The sequence below is a fragment of the Okeania sp. SIO3I5 genome (genome assembly GCF_010672085.1).
Classification (GTDB): Bacteria; Cyanobacteriota; Cyanobacteriia; order Cyanobacteriales; family Microcoleaceae; genus Trichodesmium.
On the sequence record NZ_JAAHHT010000158.1, the window covers coordinates 1 to 22,590 of the forward strand.

Annotated in this window: 21 protein-coding genes and 1 pseudogene; 13 read left to right on the plus strand and 9 right to left on the minus strand. The window is 39.0% G+C overall.

Annotated features, from left to right (window positions below):
• The first annotated feature begins 378 nt into the window (after window positions 1-378).
• A complete protein-coding gene (locus tag F6K40_RS27175; RefSeq protein WP_293140226.1) occupies window positions 379-747 on the plus strand; it encodes a translation initiation factor in 369 nt (122 codons plus the stop codon).
• 498 nt (window positions 748-1,245) lie between these two features.
• On the plus strand, window positions 1,246-1,434 hold the full coding sequence (locus F6K40_RS27180; protein ID WP_293140227.1) for a hypothetical protein: 189 nt from the start codon (window positions 1,246-1,248) through the stop codon (window positions 1,432-1,434).
• A gap of 87 nt (window positions 1,435-1,521) precedes the next feature.
• Here the strand turns inward: F6K40_RS27180 and F6K40_RS27185 are convergent, their stop codons facing one another.
• Both F6K40_RS27185 and F6K40_RS27190 read right to left on the minus strand, forming a co-directional pair.
• A complete protein-coding gene (locus tag F6K40_RS27185; RefSeq protein WP_365672981.1) occupies window positions 1,522-2,238 on the minus strand; it encodes a pentapeptide repeat-containing protein in 717 nt (238 codons plus the stop codon).
• Window positions 2,239-2,290: 52 nt separating this feature from the next.
• The gene (locus F6K40_RS27190) at window positions 2,291-2,833 is read right to left on the minus strand and encodes a pentapeptide repeat-containing protein (protein WP_365672983.1); all 543 of its coding nucleotides are present in this window, start codon (window positions 2,831-2,833) and stop codon (window positions 2,291-2,293) included.
• Between F6K40_RS27190 and F6K40_RS27195 the strand changes: the two genes are divergently transcribed.
• The 4 genes from F6K40_RS27195 (at window position 2,769) to F6K40_RS27210 (ending at window position 8,594) form a co-directional block, all read left to right on the plus strand.
• Window positions 2,769-3,401 (plus strand): metallophosphoesterase family protein, encoded by a 633-nt coding sequence (locus F6K40_RS27195; RefSeq protein ID WP_293140228.1) that lies wholly within the window; start codon window positions 2,769-2,771, stop codon window positions 3,399-3,401. The two genes, F6K40_RS27190 and F6K40_RS27195, sit on opposite strands and share 65 nt — an antisense overlap.
• Before the next feature lie 812 nt (window positions 3,402-4,213).
• Window positions 4,214-6,082, plus strand: a complete 1,869-nt coding sequence (gene uvrC / locus F6K40_RS27200) for an excinuclease ABC subunit UvrC (protein ID WP_293140229.1) — start codon at window positions 4,214-4,216, stop codon at window positions 6,080-6,082.
• A gap of 1,609 nt (window positions 6,083-7,691) precedes the next feature.
• Complete coding sequence (locus tag F6K40_RS27205; protein WP_293140230.1) at window positions 7,692-8,114, plus strand: hypothetical protein; 423 nt, start codon at window positions 7,692-7,694, stop codon at window positions 8,112-8,114.
• A gap of 18 nt (window positions 8,115-8,132) precedes the next feature.
• Window positions 8,133-8,594, plus strand: a complete 462-nt coding sequence (locus F6K40_RS27210) for a transposase (RefSeq protein WP_293140231.1) — start codon at window positions 8,133-8,135, stop codon at window positions 8,592-8,594.
• Between the two features lie 543 nt (window positions 8,595-9,137).
• Here the strand turns inward: F6K40_RS27210 and F6K40_RS27215 are convergent.
• The gene (locus F6K40_RS27215) at window positions 9,138-10,556 is read right to left on the minus strand and encodes a SagB family peptide dehydrogenase (RefSeq protein ID WP_293140232.1); all 1,419 of its coding nucleotides are present in this window, start codon (window positions 10,554-10,556) and stop codon (window positions 9,138-9,140) included.
• Between F6K40_RS27215 and F6K40_RS27220 the strand changes: the two genes are divergently transcribed.
• Both F6K40_RS27220 and F6K40_RS41070 read left to right on the plus strand, forming a co-directional pair.
• Complete coding sequence (locus F6K40_RS27220) at window positions 10,546-10,704, plus strand: hypothetical protein (protein ID WP_293140233.1); 159 nt, start codon at window positions 10,546-10,548, stop codon at window positions 10,702-10,704. The genes F6K40_RS27215 and F6K40_RS27220 overlap by 11 nt on opposite strands.
• A 204-nt stretch (window positions 10,705-10,908) precedes the next feature.
• Window positions 10,909-11,130 carry a DUF5837 family cyanobactin class RiPP gene (locus F6K40_RS41070; RefSeq protein ID WP_365672970.1) on the plus strand — a complete coding sequence of 74 codons (222 nt, stop codon included), beginning with the start codon at window positions 10,909-10,911 and terminating at the stop codon, window positions 11,128-11,130.
• A gap of 292 nt (window positions 11,131-11,422) precedes the next feature.
• Here the strand turns inward: F6K40_RS41070 and F6K40_RS27225 are convergent, their stop codons facing one another.
• Both F6K40_RS27225 and F6K40_RS27230 read right to left on the minus strand, forming a co-directional pair.
• Window positions 11,423-11,908, minus strand: a complete 486-nt coding sequence (locus F6K40_RS27225; RefSeq protein ID WP_293140234.1) for a PIN domain-containing protein — start codon at window positions 11,906-11,908, stop codon at window positions 11,423-11,425.
• The gene (locus F6K40_RS27230; RefSeq protein ID WP_293140235.1) at window positions 11,905-12,150 is read right to left on the minus strand and encodes a UPF0175 family protein; all 246 of its coding nucleotides are present in this window, start codon (window positions 12,148-12,150) and stop codon (window positions 11,905-11,907) included. Before F6K40_RS27230 ends, F6K40_RS27225 begins: the two co-directional genes overlap by 4 nt.
• 381 nt (window positions 12,151-12,531) lie before the next feature.
• Between F6K40_RS27230 and F6K40_RS41075 the strand changes: the two genes are divergently transcribed.
• On the plus strand, window positions 12,532-12,729 hold the full coding sequence (locus F6K40_RS41075) for a DUF5837 family cyanobactin class RiPP (RefSeq protein ID WP_365672974.1): 198 nt from the start codon (window positions 12,532-12,534) through the stop codon (window positions 12,727-12,729).
• A 398-nt stretch (window positions 12,730-13,127) separates the two neighbouring features.
• On the opposite strand, the gene F6K40_RS27235 is transcribed toward F6K40_RS41075, so the two are convergent.
• Both F6K40_RS27235 and F6K40_RS27240 read right to left on the minus strand, forming a co-directional pair.
• The gene (locus F6K40_RS27235) at window positions 13,128-13,337 is read right to left on the minus strand and encodes a hypothetical protein (protein ID WP_293140236.1); all 210 of its coding nucleotides are present in this window, start codon (window positions 13,335-13,337) and stop codon (window positions 13,128-13,130) included.
• Window positions 13,338-13,515: 178 nt separating this feature from the next.
• Complete coding sequence (locus F6K40_RS27240; protein WP_293140237.1) at window positions 13,516-15,720, minus strand: S8 family peptidase; 2,205 nt, start codon at window positions 15,718-15,720, stop codon at window positions 13,516-13,518.
• A 736-nt stretch (window positions 15,721-16,456) separates the two neighbouring features.
• Here F6K40_RS27240 and F6K40_RS27245 point away from each other — a divergent pair.
• From F6K40_RS27245 to F6K40_RS27255, 3 genes and pseudogenes are all read left to right on the plus strand, one after another.
• Window positions 16,457-16,849, plus strand: a pseudogene (locus F6K40_RS27245) (element excision factor XisH family protein).
• 46 nt (window positions 16,850-16,895) lie between these two features.
• Window positions 16,896-17,129, plus strand: a complete 234-nt coding sequence (locus F6K40_RS27250; protein ID WP_293140238.1) for a PD-(D/E)XK nuclease family transposase — start codon at window positions 16,896-16,898, stop codon at window positions 17,127-17,129.
• A gap of 340 nt (window positions 17,130-17,469) precedes the next feature.
• Window positions 17,470-18,411, plus strand: a complete 942-nt coding sequence (locus tag F6K40_RS27255; RefSeq protein ID WP_293140239.1) for an Rpn family recombination-promoting nuclease/putative transposase — start codon at window positions 17,470-17,472, stop codon at window positions 18,409-18,411.
• 962 nt (window positions 18,412-19,373) lie between these two features.
• On the opposite strand, the gene F6K40_RS27260 is transcribed toward F6K40_RS27255, so the two are convergent.
• Both F6K40_RS27260 and F6K40_RS27265 read right to left on the minus strand, forming a co-directional pair.
• The gene (locus tag F6K40_RS27260; protein WP_293140240.1) at window positions 19,374-19,646 is read right to left on the minus strand and encodes a microcyclamide/patellamide family RiPP; all 273 of its coding nucleotides are present in this window, start codon (window positions 19,644-19,646) and stop codon (window positions 19,374-19,376) included.
• Window positions 19,647-19,782: 136 nt separating this feature from the next.
• Complete coding sequence (locus tag F6K40_RS27265; RefSeq protein WP_293140241.1) at window positions 19,783-21,891, minus strand: S8 family peptidase; 2,109 nt, start codon at window positions 21,889-21,891, stop codon at window positions 19,783-19,785.
• A 352-nt stretch (window positions 21,892-22,243) separates the two neighbouring features.
• Here F6K40_RS27265 and F6K40_RS27270 point away from each other — a divergent pair, with 352 nt between their 5' ends.
• Window positions 22,244-22,441 carry a cyanobactin biosynthesis system PatB/AcyB/McaB family protein gene (locus tag F6K40_RS27270; protein WP_293140242.1) on the plus strand — a complete coding sequence of 66 codons (198 nt, stop codon included), beginning with the start codon at window positions 22,244-22,246 and terminating at the stop codon, window positions 22,439-22,441.
• Window positions 22,442-22,590: the final 149 nt, after the last annotated feature.

The window sequence follows — 22,590 nt, forward strand, 5'->3', positions numbered from 1 at the left end:
ATAAGGAACTCTTGAAACCCTTGTGGGAGGGTGGGGAGGATGGGGAGGAGGGGGAGGAGGGGGAGGAAGAATTCTGTCTACATTCATAAAAAAGTGTATTGAAAAATACTCTTTTCTCCTGAAAAAGTCGATTCAAGACTTAAACATAACTCCTCTATGTTGTCAAGTTTTATGAAAAGAGAAAGATGTTTATAAAGCATAGCTTCCAAAGGGGGGTTAGGGGTGATGGAGAGCGCGGGACTTCCCACCGGAGTAGTTAAATATCAACTAATTAGGGAATAGGGAATAGGGAAGTAGAGACCTACTTCCTTGAGAAATTATTTTGTAGAACCAATAATGTTATGCTAATCAAAAGTTAAATCGTATTGCTTGAAAATTATGGCTAATTCCAAACGTAATTCCTCGGATAATAGAAATGCTAAAGGCGATCGCGTAGTTTATTCAGAATTTGGTAATAATGTTAATTCTTCAGCAACAGAAAGAGCAGTACCAAATTTACCGCCAAATCAACAAAATTTAAAAGTACAAGCATCCCGCAAAGGTCGTAAAGGAAAAACAGTAACAATTATTAGTGGGTTTCAGTCAAACCAAGAAACTTTGACAACTTTACTCAAACAACTTAAAAATCAATGTGGTGCAGGTGGTACTCTTAAGGATAATGAAATAGAAATTCAGGGGGAACACAAGCAAAAGTTACTGGAGATTTTAACTCAATTAGGTTATAAAGCTAAAATTAGTGGAGGTTAAAAAAAGCAGTCAGCATTCAGCATTCAGCAGTCAGAACTCAGAATTCAGCAAGATTATTTTTTAACGTAAAGATGGAGATAGATTTTAACTAGAGATATAAAAGCTGATAGCTGAATGCTAAAAGCTGATAGGTACTTAAGGTACTTTAGAGATTCTAAAGTTCAAGATACTTTAACAAAAAATATCAGGAAAATTGAACAGAGCTACTGTAGATATCTATAAGCAAAGCATTACAGCAGTTTCACGCCCGCGCGTGAGGTACAAAGCTTTACTATTTTTTAAAAGCTGGAAACCTGTTAGTAATGAGTAGTAACACAACCTTCCAGGTTGTTACAGCCTTGAAGGCTGTGTTACACTCTATCTCACAATCCTCATGCATTGCTGTAAATATTCAATATAAAGCTACCAGTAAGATTTCTGGAACTAAGCGGAATCTTGATTTTTGCTTTGTAAGTTTAAATAAGAACTCATTGAACTTATATTATTGGAGATATATCAATGTTTAGAACAGTAGCTCTAGTTTTATTAGGAACCTCTGTTGGTTTTGGATTTTCTATGGTAAGTGATGGTGATGGGTTTGCTATTAAAGTACCTGAGATAGAAGCAGGAAAATTAGAATGTCGTTGGTTACCTGAAAATACCGAAAACGAATCTTTCAACAGAGAATTCCTAGAACCAAGGTATTAGATTTATCCCGATCTAGTTTTGTGGATAGCACTACTATTCTTGTAGGGATATTCCATGAAACATCCCTATTATTCGACAACAAAATATTTAATCCGGTAAGATACAATTATCAAGATTAGCATTACTCAAATTAATACCACTTAAATTAGCATCACGGAGATTAACACCACTAAGGTTTGCATAGCTAAGATTCGTACGACTGAGATTAGCGCCACTTAGATCGGCATCTTTGAGATTTGTATAGCTGAGGTCAGCATAACTCAGGTTAACACCACTAAGATTGATACCATCTAAGTCAACTCCCCATAAGTCAGAACCCATCAAGTTAGCACCAGTGAGAATAGTATCGCTAAGAATTACACCCCACAAATGAGCGCGACTAAGGTCAGTTCCACTCAGGTTAGCACCTGTGAGATTAGCATGACTCAGATTAACACCACTCAAGTTAGCATTGCAAAGGTTAGCATTTTCTAGGTTGGCATCCCAAAGTTGTGCTACTCGCAAATTCGCAGCACTCAAGTTAGCATTACAAAGGTTGGCACGACTGAGGTCAACATTATTTAGTTGAGCATGACTGAGGTCATTACCTTCTAAATTTCTCTGTTGTATTTTTTCATTAACAATCTGCCAAACTGTTAACCATTTTAACTCCAGTATCGTTGTTTGACTAAGTTTAACACCCTTAAGTTCAGCCCAACTAAGATCGACATTTTCCAGATTAGCACCACTTATATCATGTCCGGTTGAATAGTTATAAATAAAAATGGAGGAGTAATGAGTAATGAGTAATGAGTAATGAGTCAGGAGGGAAGAAGAGGGAAATTTAAGCTATAAAGAAGAGAAAGTTTTTTTATCACTAATTATCCGGACATGATATTAGATCGGCATTACGAAGATTAGCATTACGAAGATTGGCATCACTTAGATCGGCATTACGAAGATTGGCATCACTTAGATCAGTATTACGAAGATTGGCATTGTTAAAATTAGCAGCACTCAGATCAGCTTGATTGATTTTAGCGCCATAAAGTTGAGCATTGGAGAATTTAGCAGCGCTAATATGAGCATTGATCAGATTAGTCTTACTAAGATTCGCATTACTAAAGTCAGCAGCACTGAGGTTAGCACTACTGAGGTTAGCATTTCTCAAGTCTGCGCCATTAAGATCAGCAGCAACAAGGTTGGAATTAGTCATTTCTGCATTGCTGAGTTTAGCCGTAGTTAGATTAGCTACACTCAAGTCAGCTCCATCTAAATAAGCTCCTGTCAGATTAATTCCTTTCAAATTGGCATTACAAAGATTGGCATTTCTCAGATTTGAACGACTATAGTAATTGCTACTGCTATTTAATTTTTTTCTCAGAGAGAGAGCAATTTTTCCTTGGCCTCTCTGGTTTATTGATGGTAATCATGAACCTTATGGTTTTTTAGACGGAATCAATACAGGTACAGAAATTACTCATAATTGCTATTATCTTGGTAGGGTTGGTTCGGTGGTTTTGGCAGGTCTAAAAATTGTAGGAGTTTCTGGTATTTATCAAGAGGAAAAATTCTTGGTTCAACGATCAAAAATTTCCCAAATTAACAGTTATTCTAATAAGGATTATATTGCTTTTACAGAAGCAGAAATTATTCAAGCTTTAGACTATAAATCTACAGATATTTTGTTACTACATGACTGGCCTGCTAATATTATAAATCCTGTAGATGCTGAACAGTTTGAACAGCAACGTAGAAGTCGAGGTTATTACGATATGGTGGGAAATGAATATGCAAGAATATTAGTAGATGAGTTAAAACCAAAGTTAGTAGTTTGTGGTCATTTGCACAAAAGTTATCGGAACAAAATATCACTAACTTCTGGAAATTTTACAGATATTTGTTGTCTGGCAAATGTTCGGTCACGAGCTGATGCAATTGCTATATTTCATCTGAGTAAAACAGGTGAAATTTCAGAAGTTATCTGAATGAATAATTAACACGACTTACGCACGCATATCAAATCGTACACCACCTGTAGGGGGCAAATGGCATTTTTCCTTACTAGATATGGTTGTTCTACGTAATACCATTTCTCATGTATGAATGCTATATATGATTGGGTAGGGAAGTGTGGGAGGTGTGGGAGGTGTGGGGAGAGGTAGGGACGTTGCTTGAGCATTAATGCGTTTTCCGTTCCGGAATGCGAGCAAAGATGTCGCGCTCGCTTGTAGGGGCGAATGGCATTCGCCCTTAGATGTCCGCTCTTAGCTGAAAACGTCCGTATGAATAATAACTACTAACCTACCTTAAATTGTTAAAAATAGACTTTAAATCTTGGTAATTATTTGATTGTTGAAGTGTAGCTGAAGTATAGCATTAATGCATGGTAATTGGTATAATTCCTGATTAAGTATTTGTGCAAAATAAATTTCCTAGTTGAGAGAGGGAATAGGGAATAGGGAGTTAATTAATATGTGTAATTAATTTTGTTGATGAACTTAATATTATTCCCGATTTAATAATTATAAATAAACTTTTATAGCGGTTGTCATTTCGGTAGACTACCGTTGTGGAAAACGACCGTTTTTTCCTACAAAATTTTGGTTGTGATAATGTAGTTCATAAATCTGAAAAAGGCTGTATAGTATAGCAATCCTATTTTAAGTTGTAATATTTTATCCTAGGGGTTTGGTCTCCAAACCAACTTCAAAAATGGGATTTGAAAACCAAACCCCTACAGTTTTTTTCTCAAATCATTTAGGATTAATATATAGGAAATGGAGAACACAAAAATTATATGAAAACTCGAACTTTACCGATAATAAAAGACTCAGAACGTTTAGAAAATCGACTTAAAGAAATTCCTCAAACTCCGGGAGTTTATTTAATGCGAGATAGTAGCGATCGCATCCTTTATATTGGCAAATCTAAAAAACTTAGAAACCGAGTTCGTTCCTATTTTCGAGATGGAAAAAATCACACTCATCGTATCAGTTTAATGGTACAACAAATAGTTGAAATTGAATTTATTGTCACAGATACGGAAGCTGAAGCTTTGGCATTAGAAGCTAATCTTGTTAAACAACATCAACCATACTTTAATGTCTTACTTAAAGATGATAAAAAATATCCCTATCTCTGCATAACTTGGTCAGAAAATTATCCCAGAATTTTTATTACTAGAAAGCGTAGATTAGGTAAACCTAAAGACCGTTATTATGGTCCTTATGTGGATACAGGATTACTCCGAAATACTCTACATTTAGTCAAACGAATTTTTCCCTTACGTCAAAGACCAAAACCTTTATTTAAAGACCGCCCTTGTCTAAATTATGATATTGGTCGTTGTCCGGGAGTTTGTCAGACATTAATTACTCCAGAGGAATATCATAAAATTGTGCAAAAAGTAGCAATGATTTTTCAAGGTCGGACTGGAGAATTAATCGATATTTTAAATACTCAAATGGAAAAAGAAGCGGAGGCTTTGAATTTTGAAAAAGCAGCACTTATTCGAGACCAAATAAAAGGTTTAAATTCTCTAAATGCCGACCAAAAAGTTTCCTTACCAGATGACCGAGTTTCTAGAGATGCAATTGCTCTGGCAGGAAATAATCAAATTGCTTGTGTTCAATTATTCCAAATTCGGGCAGGAAAATTAGTAGGTAGGTTGGGATTTATTGCCGAAAATCCTAATTTAGCAACAGCAGAAAATCAGGAATTAGGAGCAATTTTGCAGCGGGTTTTAGAATCCCATTATCAAACAGTAGAATCTGTAGAAATTCCCACAGAAATTATCGTGCAGAATGAATTGCCGGAAGGTGAATTTTTGCAAAATTGGTTGACAGAAAAGAAAGGTAAAAAAGTAGAAATCTTTGCACCCCAACGTCAGGGGAAAGCAGAATTAATAGAGATGGTAAAAAAGAATGCTGAGTATGAGTTGCTGCGGTTGGCAAAAATGAGCGATCGCAACAATCAAGCAATGACAGACTTAGCAGAAATATTAGATTTGCCAGAATTACCACACCGGATCGAGGGTTATGATATTTCCCACATTCAAGGTTCGGATGCAGTAGCGTCGCGGGTAGTATTTATTGACGGTTTGCCAGCAAAACAACATTATCGACATTATAAAATTAAAAATCCAGAAGTGCGTTCCGGTCATTCTGATGATTTTGCCAGTATGGCAGAAGTTCTGGGGCGACGGTTTCGCGACTATGAAAAACAACCGACTACGGAGAAACCAGACTTAATAATGATCGATGGTGGAAAAGGGCAACTTTCCGCAGTGGTGGCAGTGATGGCAGAAATGAATATATTAGAAGAAGTGCGGGTAGTGAGTTTAGCAAAACAACGGGAAGAGATTTTTTTACCAGGGGAGTCGCAACCTCTAACAACTGACGCCGAACAACCAGGGGTGCAGTTGTTACGGAGGTTGCGGGATGAAGCGCATCGGTTTGCCGTCAGTTTCCATCGGGATAAAAGAAGTCACAGAATGAAGCGATCGCGTCTAGATGAGATTCCCGGTTTAGGGCAACATCGACAAAAATTGTTATTGGCGCATTTTCATTCCGTTGATTATATTAGGATTGCAACAGTGGAACAGTTGGCGGAGGTGTCCGGAGTCGGACCGAAATTGGCACAGCAAATTTATGATTATTTTCATTGAAATAGGGAGTAAGCAGCTCACACGGATTATGGCACGGATGTACGGATTAAGAGTCCATTCAACAATTAATAATTAATAATGACTTTGTTGCTAGACAAGCATATAGCTACCGCACAAGATCCAAGATCCTTGTACTTCATACTTCTACAACTATTGTCCAATAAATAAATCAAACATCTTAGGTTTGTTTGATAAAAAAAAAGGCTGAAAATTATACCTATAAAGGCTTTGAGGTATTTAACTATTGGCCAATAAATGAATAAAGCATCAATCTTAGGTTTGTTTGATAAAAAAAGACTGAAACTTTTACCTGTAAAGGCTTTGAGGCATTTAACTATTGGCCAATAGAATAAAGCATCAATAATCGAGATATGGTGATATAGCTGCCACTAGATTCACTTTTCATGTCGGCTCTGACAACCGAAAAGCGGAACGGATTTTCTATGGCTATTACAACAAAGCTATTAATAATTAATAATTACCTCTCCTTGAAAACGGATAGGATTGACTGAAAGGAAAATTTTTTCTTATTTCTCCTTTACAGCGGTTTTCATTTCAGTAGACCACAGTAGGGACGTTCCATGGAACGTCCCTACTAGGTTTGAAAAGTGAATATGTGGTTCATCAAGAAAGAAAAGCGCTGTAAGTTGATAATTCTATAATTTTCAGTATTCAATCTTCCCTACTCCCCTACTCCCCTACTCCCCTACTCCTTAAACCGGTTTTCATATGAATAAACCACAATGATACTGACTCTTCACTCCTAACTCTTGACTCCTGACTCCTAACTCCTAACTCCTGACTCCTGACTCCTGACTCCTGACTCCTAACAATGAATTTAGTGGTCTACTCAACTGAAAAGCGCTGTAAAGGAGAGGCTTTAAACCTTAATTCTTCGATAACAGTAGTGGACTGTTTCATTTTCAATGGTGCATTAAAAAATGGAGTGATGGGGAGATGGGAAGATGCAGTATCACTGATACGAAAAAAGACTTCTGCACAGTTAAAACGGTGCATCCATCCGTGCATCCATGGCAAAATCCGTGTCTTGCCCTGACTTCTATAGCGCTCTGCACAGTTAAAACGGTGCATCCATCCGTGCATCCATGGCAAAATCCGTGTCTTGCCCTGCTCACGGGGTGACAAGCTAGTTGAAAGCTATATATAGAAAGGGATTTGCGTTCAGAAACTGAATAATACTTCAATTAAAAGAAAATCCTTATTGAGAATGAACGGGGTGTAGTGCGTTCGCAAAGCGAACACACTACACCCCCCACTTTGAGTTGATTATTTATTCATTTTAAAAGTTTTGGAAATAGTTAAAAATATGATAAAAAAGGGTTAGTAATTACAAATAAAAATCAATAAAAGGTGAATATATTAGGCTTTTATCAAGACCATCCACACGCAAAAATTGAGTCCATCTCAAGTAGTAACATTACAAATCTTATTATACTTAATATCAGTATATAAAACTGTACAGATATCTAAATTAACGAACTTATTCCCCCTGCCAATCCAATCAGAAAGTAAACGGAAACATATACAAAGATTTTTAACCATCAAAGAATTAAGCTTGCCTTTATTCTGGTTTCCTTTGGTCAGAATAATGGTAGAAAAATTATTCAACTTTCCCTCAGAATTAGTATTAATTATAGATAGAACCCAGTGGCAAGATACTAATATATTAATGATTAGTTTAGCTTGGAAAAAGAGAGCTTTACCTATAAATTGGAAGATTTTAACTCATAAAGGAGCTAGTAATTTAGCCGAGCAAAAAGCAGTAATTCGTCCAGTTCTAAAATTATTAAAAGGCCAGAAAATTATTCTGACAGCAGATAGAGAGTTCCACAGTATTTTTCTATCTCACTGGTTGAAAAAATATCAGAAGCAAGATGTATTTTTTGTTTTGAGACAAAAAAAATCGATGATGATTAAACGAGGTAAAAAATATTCTAAAATCTCTGAATTAAAAGTAAATATCGGTGAAACTAAACTGTTATTGAATCAAAAAATCACCAAAAGGAAATAGGGAACATATAATTTACTCGTGTATAAAAAACAGAAATATCGTCAAAAATCTGTTGTAGAGAAATGGTATCTGATCACCAATTTATCATCTGCTGGAAAGATTAAAAAAATATATAGCCAGAGAATGGGAATTGAAGCAATGTTTAAAGACTATAAAACTGGTACTTACAATCTAGAATCAGCGAAAGCCAATGAAACGAGATTGAATAATTTAATTTTATTAATAGGTATTTCATACACACTTAGTTCATTTCAAGGACAAAAAATAAAAAATAAAGGGGTTCAAAAATACATATCAAGAACTAATGAAAAAAGTAGAAAAGAAAGAAGACACAGTAGTTTTTTTGTGGGATTATCTATGATTTATTGGGCAATAAATGATGATTTGATCTGGGAATTAGTAGAAAATTTAATGAGCCTTAACCCCCATAAATTACTATATTATCGAAGGGGACTAAAAGCGATGAATACAGGTGGTTAATTAGACTGTAATTTTTGATTAACAATCAATTAATAAAGGTGAGTTTTTTCATAATATTATTCTCTAGTGTTACTTGAATAATGATTCAACCTAGTTAGGAGGTGTAGTGCGTTCGCGGAGCGTTGCGTCAGCAGTAGCGCTCTGCGCTCGCACTACACCCCGTTCATTCTCAATAAGGGTTTTCTTTTAATTGAAGTATTATTCAGCTCCGGAACACAAATTCCTTTCTATACATAGCTTTCAACTAGCTTGTCACCCCGTGAGCTTGCCCTGACTTCTCTAGCGCTCTGCACAGTTAAAACGGTGCATCCATCCGTGCATCCGTGGCAAAATCCGTGTCTTGCCCTGACTTCTCTAGCGCTCTGCACAGTTAAAACGGTGCATCCATCCGTGCATCCGTGGCAAAATCCGTGTCTTGCCCTGACTTCTCTAGCGCTCTGCACAGTTAAAACGGTGCATCCATCCGTGCATCCGTGGCAAAATCCGTGTCTTGCCCTGACTTCTTTAAACCACCATTTTAGCTGCAACAGTCCACTACTGGTTCTAACTCCTCACCGAACCCAAAAGAAACTCCCCAACGGAAGACTCTTCATAATAATCTAACCCTGTTATCTTAGCAAAATGATCTGAATCTCCAATTCCCAAAGCACAGGGAGCTAAGTGCATTCCCGTTGCCATCAAATAAAAAGTTTGATACAACACACCAACGTGCTTCAATATCAAAGCATAAGCAATTGATTCATATTTCCAAAATAGTCGTCCAAACCTAGCTGTTATTACCAACAAAATTTGAGGTTTGTCTTGTTCGCCACTGGACTTGTAAGCATCCTCGATCAACTCCTCCACATCTGCATTCCAATCGGAAATTTGATACAGACAATGCTCCAAAGGTTGATAGTGATAGACTCCTGCTTCTAACCCTTGACAACGGTTAACCACCGGATAAACTTCCAATTCATAAATTGCACCGCCACAAGGATAAGGACGATAGCTGAAATGCCATGTACCGAATTCTTCCGTTTCCATTGTCTCTATTTTCTTAATTCTGGCGCAACAATACAACAATTTTCCTAATTGTTGCACCCGTATTGGTTGCTCGTCGTACTCCCGAATAGACTGGCGTAACTCTAATGCTTTTGTCAAGGGAATGTCAATTTGACTCAAATATTCTAAGTTGGGTTGCACCAATTTAATTACCTTGTCACTCATTGGTGGTTTCACAATAGGTAAGTGTTCAGTTTTACCCAAAAATCGCATTGTCCCACCAGAAGGGTTATTATGTCTTCCCATCCGAGAGCGACTGTGATATAGCAGGTCGTGAAATTCCCAATACATGAGTGGCGTCGGTTCCGTTTCTGGCGATAACATTTGAGTTGCCATCAACAGTGCCAGGAATTTTTGGGCAATTTCTTCCGTAATATTGGGAATTTCTGCACTCAAACTGCTGGCGGTTTGTGGTTGAGATAATTTAGCCAGCAAAGCACCACATCGCCAGTCTAATGCAACTATTTTACTTTGAGATAGGGGACATTCTATAATTGTTGTACCTTGATCTTGATGTAAATAGGCAAAACGGGATAAGGTAAATTTTCCTTGTAGTTGTTCAATTTCTGGAGACTCGAAGCGATAATTTTTTTCTACTATTGGGATAGCTGTTGCTAGGGGGAAAACGGAATGGCAAACCCAACCTGTATTTATTAATTTCTGCAATTCTGCATCAAAATTTTCTCCTGCTGCCTTGCCATCAGTTGCCACTACTAATGCTTTCATTTGAACGTGGGTTTTCTGGGAAGACTTGAGATAATTTAATGCCGATATCAAACCTGACTGGGGATGTTCAAATATTACTTGGCGAGTTGGAGTTGCTTTTTTGAGTGCAGTCCGGATGGGAGCTTGTAATATGATTTTGTCATCTTTTTCGGTGAGAGTGACTTCAGAAATTAGGGATAGAGTGAATGTCATTTCAGTTATCAGTTATCAGTTATCAGTACCTCCAGTAATAGGGAGGCAAGAAAATCGGGAATTTTCTTTTTTATCAATTATCAATTATATAGCATTAGTTTTGCAAAAAGCTTTGGAAGAGGCAAGAGGTCATATAGAATCGGCTTAAATACTTATCGTATCTGCGAAGGAAGGCAGAAGGCAGAAAGCAGAGGGCAGAAGGAAAAGAAGAAAGTGAGAAGGTCAAAGTTTTTCATCAACTAATTATCCGGATTCCATATCAAAGGCAAATATGAAAAAATGTAAATATCTCTAGATAACCACCGAATAAATGATGTAAACTGTTAAGAAATCTCTTAGGAGCAGAAAAACAATGGGTAAAAAGAATATCAAGCCTTTACTTCCTCAGCCCGTTATCCGTACAAATGCTGTTAAACCAGCTCTTCTTCGCCTCAGGGAAGAGAGCCTGACCACAGGCCCATTCTGTAGCCCCATAGGGGATGAGAAGGGCATAAACCCAGATATCTATATAGGTGACGTCCCCTGTTTAGAGTTATGCTCATGCAGATGCTCATTCGACGGAGAAGAGGATTAATAATTCCAGAGTATCGCACAACTATACAAAATGTCAAAAATCCTTTCCTTCTTGCAACGGCTGTCTATTAGCTTTAACAAATTGACTCACAACCTTAGCTAGTTCTTCGTTTGACTATATCTGGCACGGCGGAAAGTCATGCATAAGTTGATGATTTCTTCTTAGTTGAGCGAGAAGTTCGGCCATTAGAGAAAAGGGTAAGACCCCTTGAAAGCTCGCTACCCCAATGGGACTTTTTAGGGGTCTTTTCTTTAGGCTTGTATTTAGTGCAAGCCAACCTGAAACTAATTCTCTATTCATTTACTGCCCTTAAAACCTCTGCATACAGTTGACTACTCACCCGAAAGTTAGCTTGGGCAATCAAATCATTCATCACAGGTTTAACAAAAGGAATTAATCCTTGTTTTTTGGCACTCAGTAACACCCCTAATACTCCTGTAATTTTTAACCCCTGCTCTATGGCAACTTTTCTCCCTAAACGTTCATTTATCAGGAGTCGTGTTGCATTGACTTCAAAGGCTAAAGCAATGGCCTCTGCCTCTCCTAAGTTAATAAATTTTCTTAACTCAATGGCTACCTCTTGATTTTGTAAAGGCTGCATTTTCAGCCATGTTGCTCCTCTTACTACTCTAATCACAATTTCTCCTGCTCCCTCATCTAGGAGTTCCTCATACACTGCATTTGGAATCAAAACTGTTTCATAGAGTTGTTGCAGAAGGTTGAGCTGCCCCACTTTGGCTAAATTAGAAATGGGGGAAGTGTTACTGACAATAATCATCGCCAGCCATCTGTTTGTAACATTTTGAGATCTTCTTGGAATTCTGCTACGTCGTAATGGACACAAAGAGCGCGATCGCTCATCAATTTCTGAAATTGCATTCGGTGTATTCCTAATAACTCACTAGCTTTACCTAAGCTGATTTTTTCTTGTTGAAAAAGCATCATTACAATTTCCACTAATAGTTCATCTTCTGACAAGCCACTTGCTTGTACAATTTGATCTGATATTAATAAACTCATTGTTATTTGAACATTAACACTTCAGCTAAAATAACCCACTTAGACTAGATATTTAACAATCTGTCTTGACTTACCATTTTAACTAATCTCCACAAAAGAACAGAAGCGATCGCTCCCAATTAAGTCAAAAGGCAAAAGGCAAAAGTCAAAAGTAAGAATAGCCGAAAATTTAGCAATAGGTAGGGGAGGGTTTCACCCTAAATTAATGCTTCTCAACCAACATTTCAGTAAACCCGCCCCCTAATCTCACCGCAACACACAACTCAAAAGTCAAGAAAAGGCTGATCGCAAACTGTCGTGAAAAGAAATGTAAATTTCTTGCCAACTCCAGAGGAACAATGTATACTACAGAAGAACTCACAACTCAGGAGAAAAATCACAATGGGTAAAAAGAATATTAAGCCAAATCAACCTCAGCCTGTAATCCGGACAAACTCTAATGTAAAATCTGCCCTGGAAGGACTCAGCGAAGAAAACCTGACAAGCGGCACCGCCGTCGTGGCTCGTGGCCTAGCTCCCTCCTCCGTAGAAGATTGGTGGGTGGTAGGATGTTCTTATGACGGAGACGACGCAGAATAACTTCAGAATATCACAAACATATTCAAAATGTCAAAAACCTTTTTCTTCCTCTTTCGCCGGTCTATTAGCTTCAACAAATTGACTCACTACCCTTGCTAGTTCTTCGTTTTCCGATATCTGGCACGGCAATTTAAGTCAAAAGTCATGCATTCAAAAGGCAAAAGTTAGAGGTAGGAGAGATTTGGTTGTGATGAAATAAAGGCTAAAAGTAAGAGTTAATCTCAATGCTTTTAGTCTTTATATTTTTTTTGCTGCACAAAACGGAATAACCAACAGGGCGATCGCTATAAGTTTCATGTCGGCTCTTAGCCGTTAGCGGAGCTTTGCGCCAGCAAAAACGTCCCCACAGGGTTATTGTTTTTTTTATACGGTTCATTTACCCGAAAACTGTTGTAAATTTATGGATTATTTTTAATTTCCTCATAAATTTCCCTGGCGCTTTTCTTGCCAAACATTGTCTCCTTTAACTCCAAATAATCCACCGACTGCGACATAGTTTCCCGACAAAAAAAGGCAGCCTTAGCAATTCCCAAACGATCTATAATTGCTTGTACACTTTCACTTCTAATCAATGCCATTTCTGGTACAATTAACTTTTGATTCATCATGGGGTTAAGTTTTTCAACAATGAAGACCTCTCCCCCAACCCCTCTCCTGCAAGGAGAGGGGAGGAATAAATTCTCCCCCTTCCCTACTAAGGGAAGGGGGTTGGGGGGTTAGGTTTTTCAACCCAAATTTTAAAGCTAGACAAGCTACCACACCTACCTGCCTCCTGCCTTCTGCCATCTAATAAGGAGAAGACCAAGAACGAACTTCGCCCAAAGTTACCGGAATGAAATCGCTCACATCAATAGTAAACCGGAACACTTTCTTCGCGCGACGGTTATTCTCTGGATCGAAGAACTTCAACTGCACGTCCCAACAATCACTATCCATCCGACAGAATGGACTCTTTGTCACTGCAATACTATCCAATTCCATACCTGCTGCCACTGCTGTCGAGAAAGTTTGAGCCGCTTGGAAAGCATTAGTAGCTGCAAAATTTAATGCTCGGTCTTGAGAAGTCTGCCCTAAATTCCGTAAATCGTAATAAACTCGATTGAGGAAACTGCTCAAACTCCGACGCATTTGCTCGTCGTCAGCTTCTGCTTGTTCTCCACGCACTGCCTCTAAAGCGGAACCAACTAAGGTATTAACCCGCCAACCATAAATACCACGAGGACTAACAGGTTCAATTACAGGCACAACTTGACCTGAGAACAACCTAACTGTACGCCCAGTTAATTTTCCAGGAATACTCACCCGCTCAATATATTCCTCAGCATCTTCTGCTTCTACTTCCCCTGCCAGTAACTGTTGCAAAACTTCATAAACATCCCGTGCAAATGAACCCACAGCTTCAATGGCATAGATGGGAGTCAATTCCATATTCAAAGTCCAAATCAAAGACTTAGCTTCCGAAAGATTATTACGCAAATAATCCACCATTTGACGAGCATCGTATGGGTTGGCTGGAACTTGGGTATCTCCAATAGTAACCGCTGGCATCAACTGTTTAAAAGAGTCGCGCCGTGCTTCACCTCCGAAGTCATAACCCAATGTACCAATAACGTAGACAATATTTGTCACATCTTGAGGAGGTTGGCTGGGTGTAATTCCATTATTATTTGGCATAGCAGAAATTTGATTATTAGATGTATTAGTTGATGATAATGGTTGTGAGGCAGTAACGCCAGCTCCAACGGCGCCAGCAGCTACCACACCATTGTCGGTGGGAGTCTGAAGACTATTTTCTGGATCAACTGCAGCTTGCAAACTAGCTTCTGGAGTTGAGTCACAACCACAGCTAGCTTCAATACCATTATTATTATCTTGTTCTGATTCTGACATAGTTTCTCCTGTGATATGTGCAATTGCACCTGAGATATTGATCTGACCAACTAAACAACGGCGCGTGTCTTGACTCTGACATGGAATAGCCGTCTCAAGTAAGGCAGTACGAACTTTTTGTGGGTCAGGTTTTAGCTCTCTAGCCCCCCTTTCCAAGGGTTTTAGCTCTCTAGTCCCCCTTTCCAAGGGTTTTTCCTCCCTAGCTCCCCTTTCCCAGGAAGGTTTTTCCTTCTTAGCCCCCCTTTCCCAGGAAGGTTTTTCCTTCTTAGCCCCCCTTTCCCAGGAAGGTTTTTCCTTCTTAGCCCCCCTTTCCCAGGAAGGTTTTTCCTTCTTAGCCCCCCTTTCCAAGGGGGGTTTGGGGGGATAATCTTTCTGCAATTGCAAACTCATCAGTAATGCAGCTACTCCAGACACTACTGGCGTAGCAAAGCTAGTCCCACTCAGTTGTATTGTACCACCTCCTGGTTCAGCTCCTAAAATATTTTCTCCCAGAGCCAGAATACCTTGAGTTTGATAATTTTCGCCCCAGTTACTATAATCTAGGGGCTGTCCATTTGCTCCCATTGCTCCTGCCGCTAAGACAGTCGGGAGTGCTGCGGGAACGTGCAAACATTCACAACCATCATTACCCGCTGCAGCGACGAGCAAAACATTATTGTCTCGGCATAAATTAACAGCATGGTTGAGCCAGTCTTCTGCTTCACCATAGTCTGTCAGTTCCCCCCCACTAATATTAATAATATTTGCTCCAGCATTCACCGCTTGTTCGATCGCCCGTGCTAAATCTAATTGAGAAGCTCGGCGATGATAGTCTGAGAATATGGGAATTATTAATCCTCGACAGTGAGGAGCAATACCAGATACGGGAGAATTTTGCTGACCAAAAATAATACTAGCAACATGAGTTCCGTGGAGAGACATCTCGCTTTTAGGAGTAGCTTCACCTTGAACTAAAGTTGGTAGTTGAGTCAAGTTAGCTCCTTCAAAACAGGGATGTTTGAGGTCAACTAAACCATCAAGCACTGCCACGCAAACCTCAGAGTTACCTTTGGTTTTTGCCCAGAGTTGTTTGATTCCGGGAATATTAGAAATTTCAGGCATCTTTTATCAGTGATCGGTTATCAGTTATCAGTTAGCCTTCTGTAAAATCCCCCTAAATCCCCCTTTGAAAGGGGGACTTTGAAAGCTCCCCCCTTACAAACGGGGGCAGGGGGGATAAAACTGTTCCATGTGTTTAACAAAACACTATTGACCTAATTTTTTGGTCAAAATTAACAAAAATTATAGTGATTCCTGCAGCTATATTGACCTGATTTTTTGGTCAATCTTAATAAAAATTATAGTAATCCCCACAACTTATGAAGTACATTTACAATCCCCCTAAATCCCCCAATGACAAGCTATCCCTTATAAGGAACTCTTGAAACCCTTGTGGGAGGGTGGGGAGGATGGGGAGGATGGGGAGGAGGGGGAGGAAGAATTCTGTCTACATTCATAAAAAAGTGTATTGAAAAATACTCTTTTCTCCTGAAAAAGCCGATTCAAGACTTCAACATAACTTGTCTATGTTGTCAAGTTTTATGAAAAGAGAAAGATGTTTATAAAGCATAGCTTTGAAAGGGGGACTTTTTGTTGGCTCCCCCCTTACAAAGGGGGGCAGGGGGGATAAAACTCTTCCATATCTTTAACAAATTGGTATTAAAAATGTCTATTATTGAATTTACCATGTAAAGTATTTTTGATAAAGTTTTAGTATTACTATGGAAAGTAATATATGCCTGCTAGAGATGCTTTTCATAATGCTTTCTGTTCTGCCCTCATCAAGCAAGGATAGACAATTACAGATGACTCTTTGTCCATCGAATTTGAGGATGTTCCCCTCTATAATCGCTCGCGTAGCGGAACGGAGTTCTATCTAGGAGCGGAACGTCTAATTGCTGCTGAACAGGGTAGTGATAAGATAGCAGTGGAGATTAAGAGCTTTTTGGGTGATTCAGTCATCTCTGAATTCCATACTGCTCTTGGCCAATTTCTTAACTATCCTATGGCAATTTCTTAACTTGAACCCGATCGAGTTCTATATTTAGCTGTTCCTAATGATGCTTACGACAACTTCTTTAATCGTCGATTTGCTCAAAGAGCGATCGCCATCAATAATTTACGACTAATTATTAGACATCTCCGGAAAATAGGGAACAGGGAACAGGGAACAGGGAAGAGGAAGAAGTAATTGATAATTTATGGATAAGAATTGATTCTATTTTTAATTTTCGGAGATGTCTATTTATAACCCAGACATTATAGTTTATAACAATCAAAATATTATTCAAGCTCTCAAAATAATTAACTCCTATAATCCTGGAGTTACTAACACTATGAAAGAGACTTATTTTGATGTGAAAGCAGTTTTAGATAATGGTTCTACAGTCATCATTGAAATGCAAGTATTGAATGTAGAAGGTTTTGAAAAACGAGTAATTTCTAACTTAGCTAAATCTTATGGAAATTAATTAGATGCAGGACAAGGTTATATGATGTTGCAACCTTTTATCGCTTTAACGATTGCGGACTTTGTGTTATTTGAAAAGTCTGAGAAAATGATTACTAAATTCATAATTTCTGTGCAAGCAAAAAAACATAAAGGCTAAAAGCATGGAGATTAACTCTTACTTTTAACTTTTGCCTTTCTAGCTCCTGCCTACTGCCTCCTGCCTCCTGCCTACTGCCCCCTGCCTTCTTCGTAAAAAATCACTTCATTAAAACCAAGCAATTTTGTACCTCACCATCACAGAAATTGTTATATAATAAACGCAAAAATAAAGTACAAAAATCAAGTAAGTACTAAAAACAATGAACTTTATTAGCCCCAAAACTGACTTTGCTTTTCAAAAAATATTTGGTTCTATTCACAGTCAAAACATCCTGATTAGTTTTCTCAATGCCATAGTTTATGAAAATCAAAATATTATTCAATCTCTCAAAATAATTAACCCCTATAATCCTGGAGTTACTAACACTCTCAAAGAGACTTATTTCGATGTGAAAGCAGTTTTAGATAATGGTTCTACTGTCATTATTGAAATGCAAATTTTGAATGTAGAAGGTTTTGAAAAACGAGTAATTTATAACCTATCTAAAGCTTATGGAAATCAATTAGATGCAGGGCAAGGTTATATGATGTTGCAACCTTTTATCGCTTTAACAATTACCGACTTTGTTTTATTTGAAAATGAAAAAACGCAGAAAATGATTACTAAGTTTAAATTTAAAGAGGAGACAGAATTGTTTAATTATCAAGATGAATTAACTTTAATGTTTCTAGAATTACCGAAGTTTCACAAAAAATTATCAGAATTAGAAACCCTGAGTGATAAATGGATATATTTTATTAAATCAGCGCCTTCTTTAGAAGTAATACCTTCTTTATTAGGAGAAGTATCAGAAATAGAAGCGGCATTAAATATAGCGAATAAAGCAAATTTAAACAATCAAGAATTAGAAGAATTAGAGAAACAGGAAACGTTGATCAGAGATAAGAAAGGACAAATTAGTTTGGCGATAAAAGAAGGAATCGAAATTGGACGGGAAGAAGGAATTGGTATTGGAATGGAAATTGGACGGGAGCAAATAGTGAAACAAATTTTACGTCAAATTCGCAGAAAATTTGGAGAAATAGCTCCAGAAGTTCAAACTCAGATAGAGCAGTTATCTCTGGAAAAATTAGATATTTTAGGAGAAGAAATTTTTGATTTAGCAACGATGGTAGATTTGGACAACTGGTTAGCTAATTAACAAACAAAAGGCAGGAAGCAGAAGGCAGGAGGCACGAGGCAGGGGGCAGGGGGCAGGAGGCACGAGGAGATTCAAGACTTCAATTTTTGTCACTTTTGAATGCATGACTTTTAAATGCATGACTTGTTCAACCCGCCCCTACCCCATACCAAATTTGAGGCTGTTCTTACTTTTGAATGCATGACTTTTAACTTTTGACTTTTGACTTATATCATGTCCGGATAAGAGCGTGATAGAACTCCGTTCCGCTTACGCGACCAAAAAACTTTCTCTTCATTTATAGCTTAAAATTCCCTCCTCATAACTCATAACTCATAACTCATAACTCATAACTCATTACTCCTCCATTTTGATTTATAACTATTCAACCGGACATGATATTAATTGGGGAGCGATCGCCCGTTTCTATTTTTGTCATCAATACAAGGCCAAACAAAAAAACCCTAAAAAGTGCCACTGGGGCAGCAAGCTTTTAGGGGGGATTGCCCTTTCCTCTGATGGCCGAACTTCTCGTTCTAAACAGAAGAAACCATCGACTTTTGACTTTCTGCCGTGCCGACGGAAAACGAAGAACTAGCGAAGGTTGTGAGTCAATTTGTAGAAGCTAATAGACAGCCGTTGCCAGAAGGAAAGGATTTTTGACATTTTGTGAAAGAGTTGTAATATTCTGAAGTTATTCTGCGTCGTCTCCGTCGTAAGAACAAGGAATCAATGAAAGGCAGACAGATGGAGCAATACCCCCCGCTACAATGTTTCCGACAGCGTTTAGGTTTTCTTCGGTCAGTCCTTCCTCTTGCTTTTGAATGCATGCCTTTTAACTTTTGACTTAATGGAGCCGTGCCAGATATGGTCAAACGAATAACTAGCAAAGGTAGTAACTCAATTGACCGAAGCTAATAGACCGCCGAAACAGGAAGAAAAAGGTTTTTGACATGAGCGAATATGTTTGTGATGTTCAGAGATTATTCTGCATCATCTCCGTCGTAAGAACAAGTCGAACAAGCACAAAAGCTACATGCATCATACTTCTTAGGAGCCACGCCCACCACTGCATGATGCGCTGTGGTAGTCGTTAGGTTTTCTTCGGTTAGTCCTTCGAGAGCAGGTTTAGCAACATTGGTGCGGATTACAGGCTGATTGATAGAGGGCTTGATATTCTTTTTACCCATTTCATTTTTCTCCTGAGTGAGTTTTTTGTTAGTATAGATTGATTGCCTGGAGTTGGCAAGAAACATTTACATCTCTTTTCACTCAGTAGCGATCGCTCTCTTCTGCCTTCTCTTATTCGCTCGTAGTTGGGCTTTAGCCCCATCTATTGTGGTCGGGCTAAAGCCCAACTACAAACAAAGACTTTTGACTTAAATTCCTGCTTCACTTCGGCACAGACCAAGACCTGACTTTACCCAATGTTACAGGCATTAAGTCAGACACATCAATGGTGAAACGATAAACTTTCTTTGCTCTCCTCGTATTATCTGGGTTAAAGAACTTCAACTTCACATCCCAACAGTTACTATTATAACGACAGAAAGGACTCTTCTCTACCTCTATACTATGCAATTCCATCCCAATTGCCACTGCTTCAGAAATAGTTGCCGTTGCTTGGAAAGCATTTGTCGCTGCAAAGTTAATGGCGCGATCGCGGTCGGCTTGCCCCAAGTTCCGCAAGTCATAATAAACCCGTTCCAAAAAGCTTCTCAGAGATTTCCGTATTGCCTCCTCCTCTGCTTCTGCTCGTTCCGCACTGACTGACTCCAGGGCACTATCTATGAGAGTATTCACTGTCCAACCATACATTCCCCTGGAACTATTTATTTTCACCACAGGCAGGGTTTGCCCAGAAAACAATTTTACTGTTTGGTCTGTTAATCTCCCGGTAATACTCACCCTGTCGATATAATCTTCATGGTCTTCTGCCTCCACTTCTCCTGCCAACATATTTTGCAGAGTTTCATAAATATCGTCGGCAAATGCACCTACTGGTCTGAGGGCATAAATAGGAGTTAATTCTATGCTAAAGATCCAGATTAAAGACTTAGCTTCATATAAATTAGCATCCAGATAATCGGCCATCTGACGACCATCATAGGGATTAGCTGGTACTTCAACCCCGTCTAACATAACTGCTGGCATCAACTGTTTAAAAGAGTCCCGTCGTGCCTCGGTGCCAAAATCATAACCCACTGTTCCCAAAGCATAAATCATATTGGAGCCAGCACTAGGGGTAATACCATCAGCAGTTTGAGCTGTTTTTGTGGGTTTGATATTGTTTTGCTCACCTCTTGATGCAGCAGTAATATTTGCGGGCGCATTTGTCACACCCTCTCTATTTTCTCCCACTGGCACAGAAAAAGATATGGGAGAACTTTCCTGGGCCGGAACTACAGCAGTTTCATCCGCCATAACTTCTGCCACATCAACTCCAGCATCTTCCAATATTACATCTGCCTCTGGCCTTGCCTTGGCGGTAGAAACTCCCACTGCCTCTAACTGCTTTCCAGTCAAAAGTTGATAAGCTCCGGCAACATTCAACTTACCCAACATACAACGTTCGACTTCTTCCGTATCTTCTAAAGTACAGGGAATAGCACTATTTGTTAAAGCTGCCCTGACTGCTTCTGCATCTGGAGATGCCCCTTGCTGCAACTGCAAACTCATCAGCAATGCGGAAATCGCTGTCACCATTGGCGCTGCACAACTGGTACCTTTACTGCGGACAGTTTCTTCCGTTCCTGGTTGAGCGCCGAGAATATTTTCTCCGGGAGCAATAATACCTTGTTTTTGATATTGTCCGCCCCAGTTACTAAATTTGAAGACTTGCCCGTTATCCTTCATTGCCCCGACGGACATTACTCCAGGCAAAATCGCAGGGAGACACCAACATTCACCTTTATTATTGCCAGTGGGAGCCACAATTAAAACATTATTTTCCTGAGCTTGACGTACTGCCTTTGCCAGAATTTCGTGACCAATACCTGTTTGGGTAGGGCGACAGGCAGCACAGTGAATAATATTTGCCCCTAAATCTACTGCTAGGTTAATAGCACGAGCTAAATTTATGGGGTCGATATAATAGTCATGACCAAAACCAAGAGGAATATTAATGCCCCGACATTTGTAGGCAATACCTTCCACGGGAGTACCTGGTTGTCCGAAAATGTTACTAAAGACATGGGTAGCGTGGAAAGCTGCTCCCAGAATTTGTAAAGTTAGTTCGTCTGGGATAGCTTCTTTCAGTTTTGCCTGTCTCGCTTCACTCTTTTCATCCGAGTTCTGAATTTCTCGGTAGGCATCTATATCTTTGGGGTCAAGTTCTACTGCTTCTTGCCAATAAGAATTAATTTTGGTAACATTAGCTCCTTGAAAGCAACCACGTTCTATATCAGCAGTTCCATCTAGGAGAGCTACAGTAATGCGTGGGTCGCCCTTAGTGTGAGTCCATAATTTGGTTAGTCCGGGAATATCTGCAAAGTCTGGCACGATTAAAAGATATTATTAATTATATTTTCAGACTCAAGTATACACCTATAAGGTGGCAAAAAATCCAAAAAAGACAAAAAAAATTTTAACAATTGTAACGTTTGTTCTTTTGTGGTTTATACTATTATAAATTAGATAGGACTTACACATTAGGAACCAATTTCGGGATTGCTTCGCTGTCGCTCGCAATGACGGAATTACAATTATTCTATTGTGGTTTATACTATTACAGGACTTACGCATTAGGAACCAATTTCGGGATTGCTTCGCTGTCGCTCGCAATGACGGAATTACAATATTTTGCTTAAGCCCTATAAATTTAAAAAAATCGAATGAATCTATAGTAAAAAATATGAGATTACCTAAACAAGCAGCTCCCGTAAAAAGACCCGATATTATTTCTCCTCATCTAGCAGTAGATGTGGTACATGGGCGGGGTCAAGACCTAGTAACAATTCGTATGGACTTGATGCACGGAGCTAACTATAACGATCCGGCTCCCTATAATTATCCCACATATAATCAGATTATGTCTTCTGGTTGGCGCTAATTGAGAAGGCAGGAGGCAGGAGGCAGGAGGCAGGAGAAGGCAGAGGGCAGGGGGCAGGAGGCAGGAGGGATAAAGTAATAACAGAGCGATCGCTCCAATGCCCAGTGCGGGCATCCTGCCCGCGAGTACGGGAGCATCTTGCTCCCGTA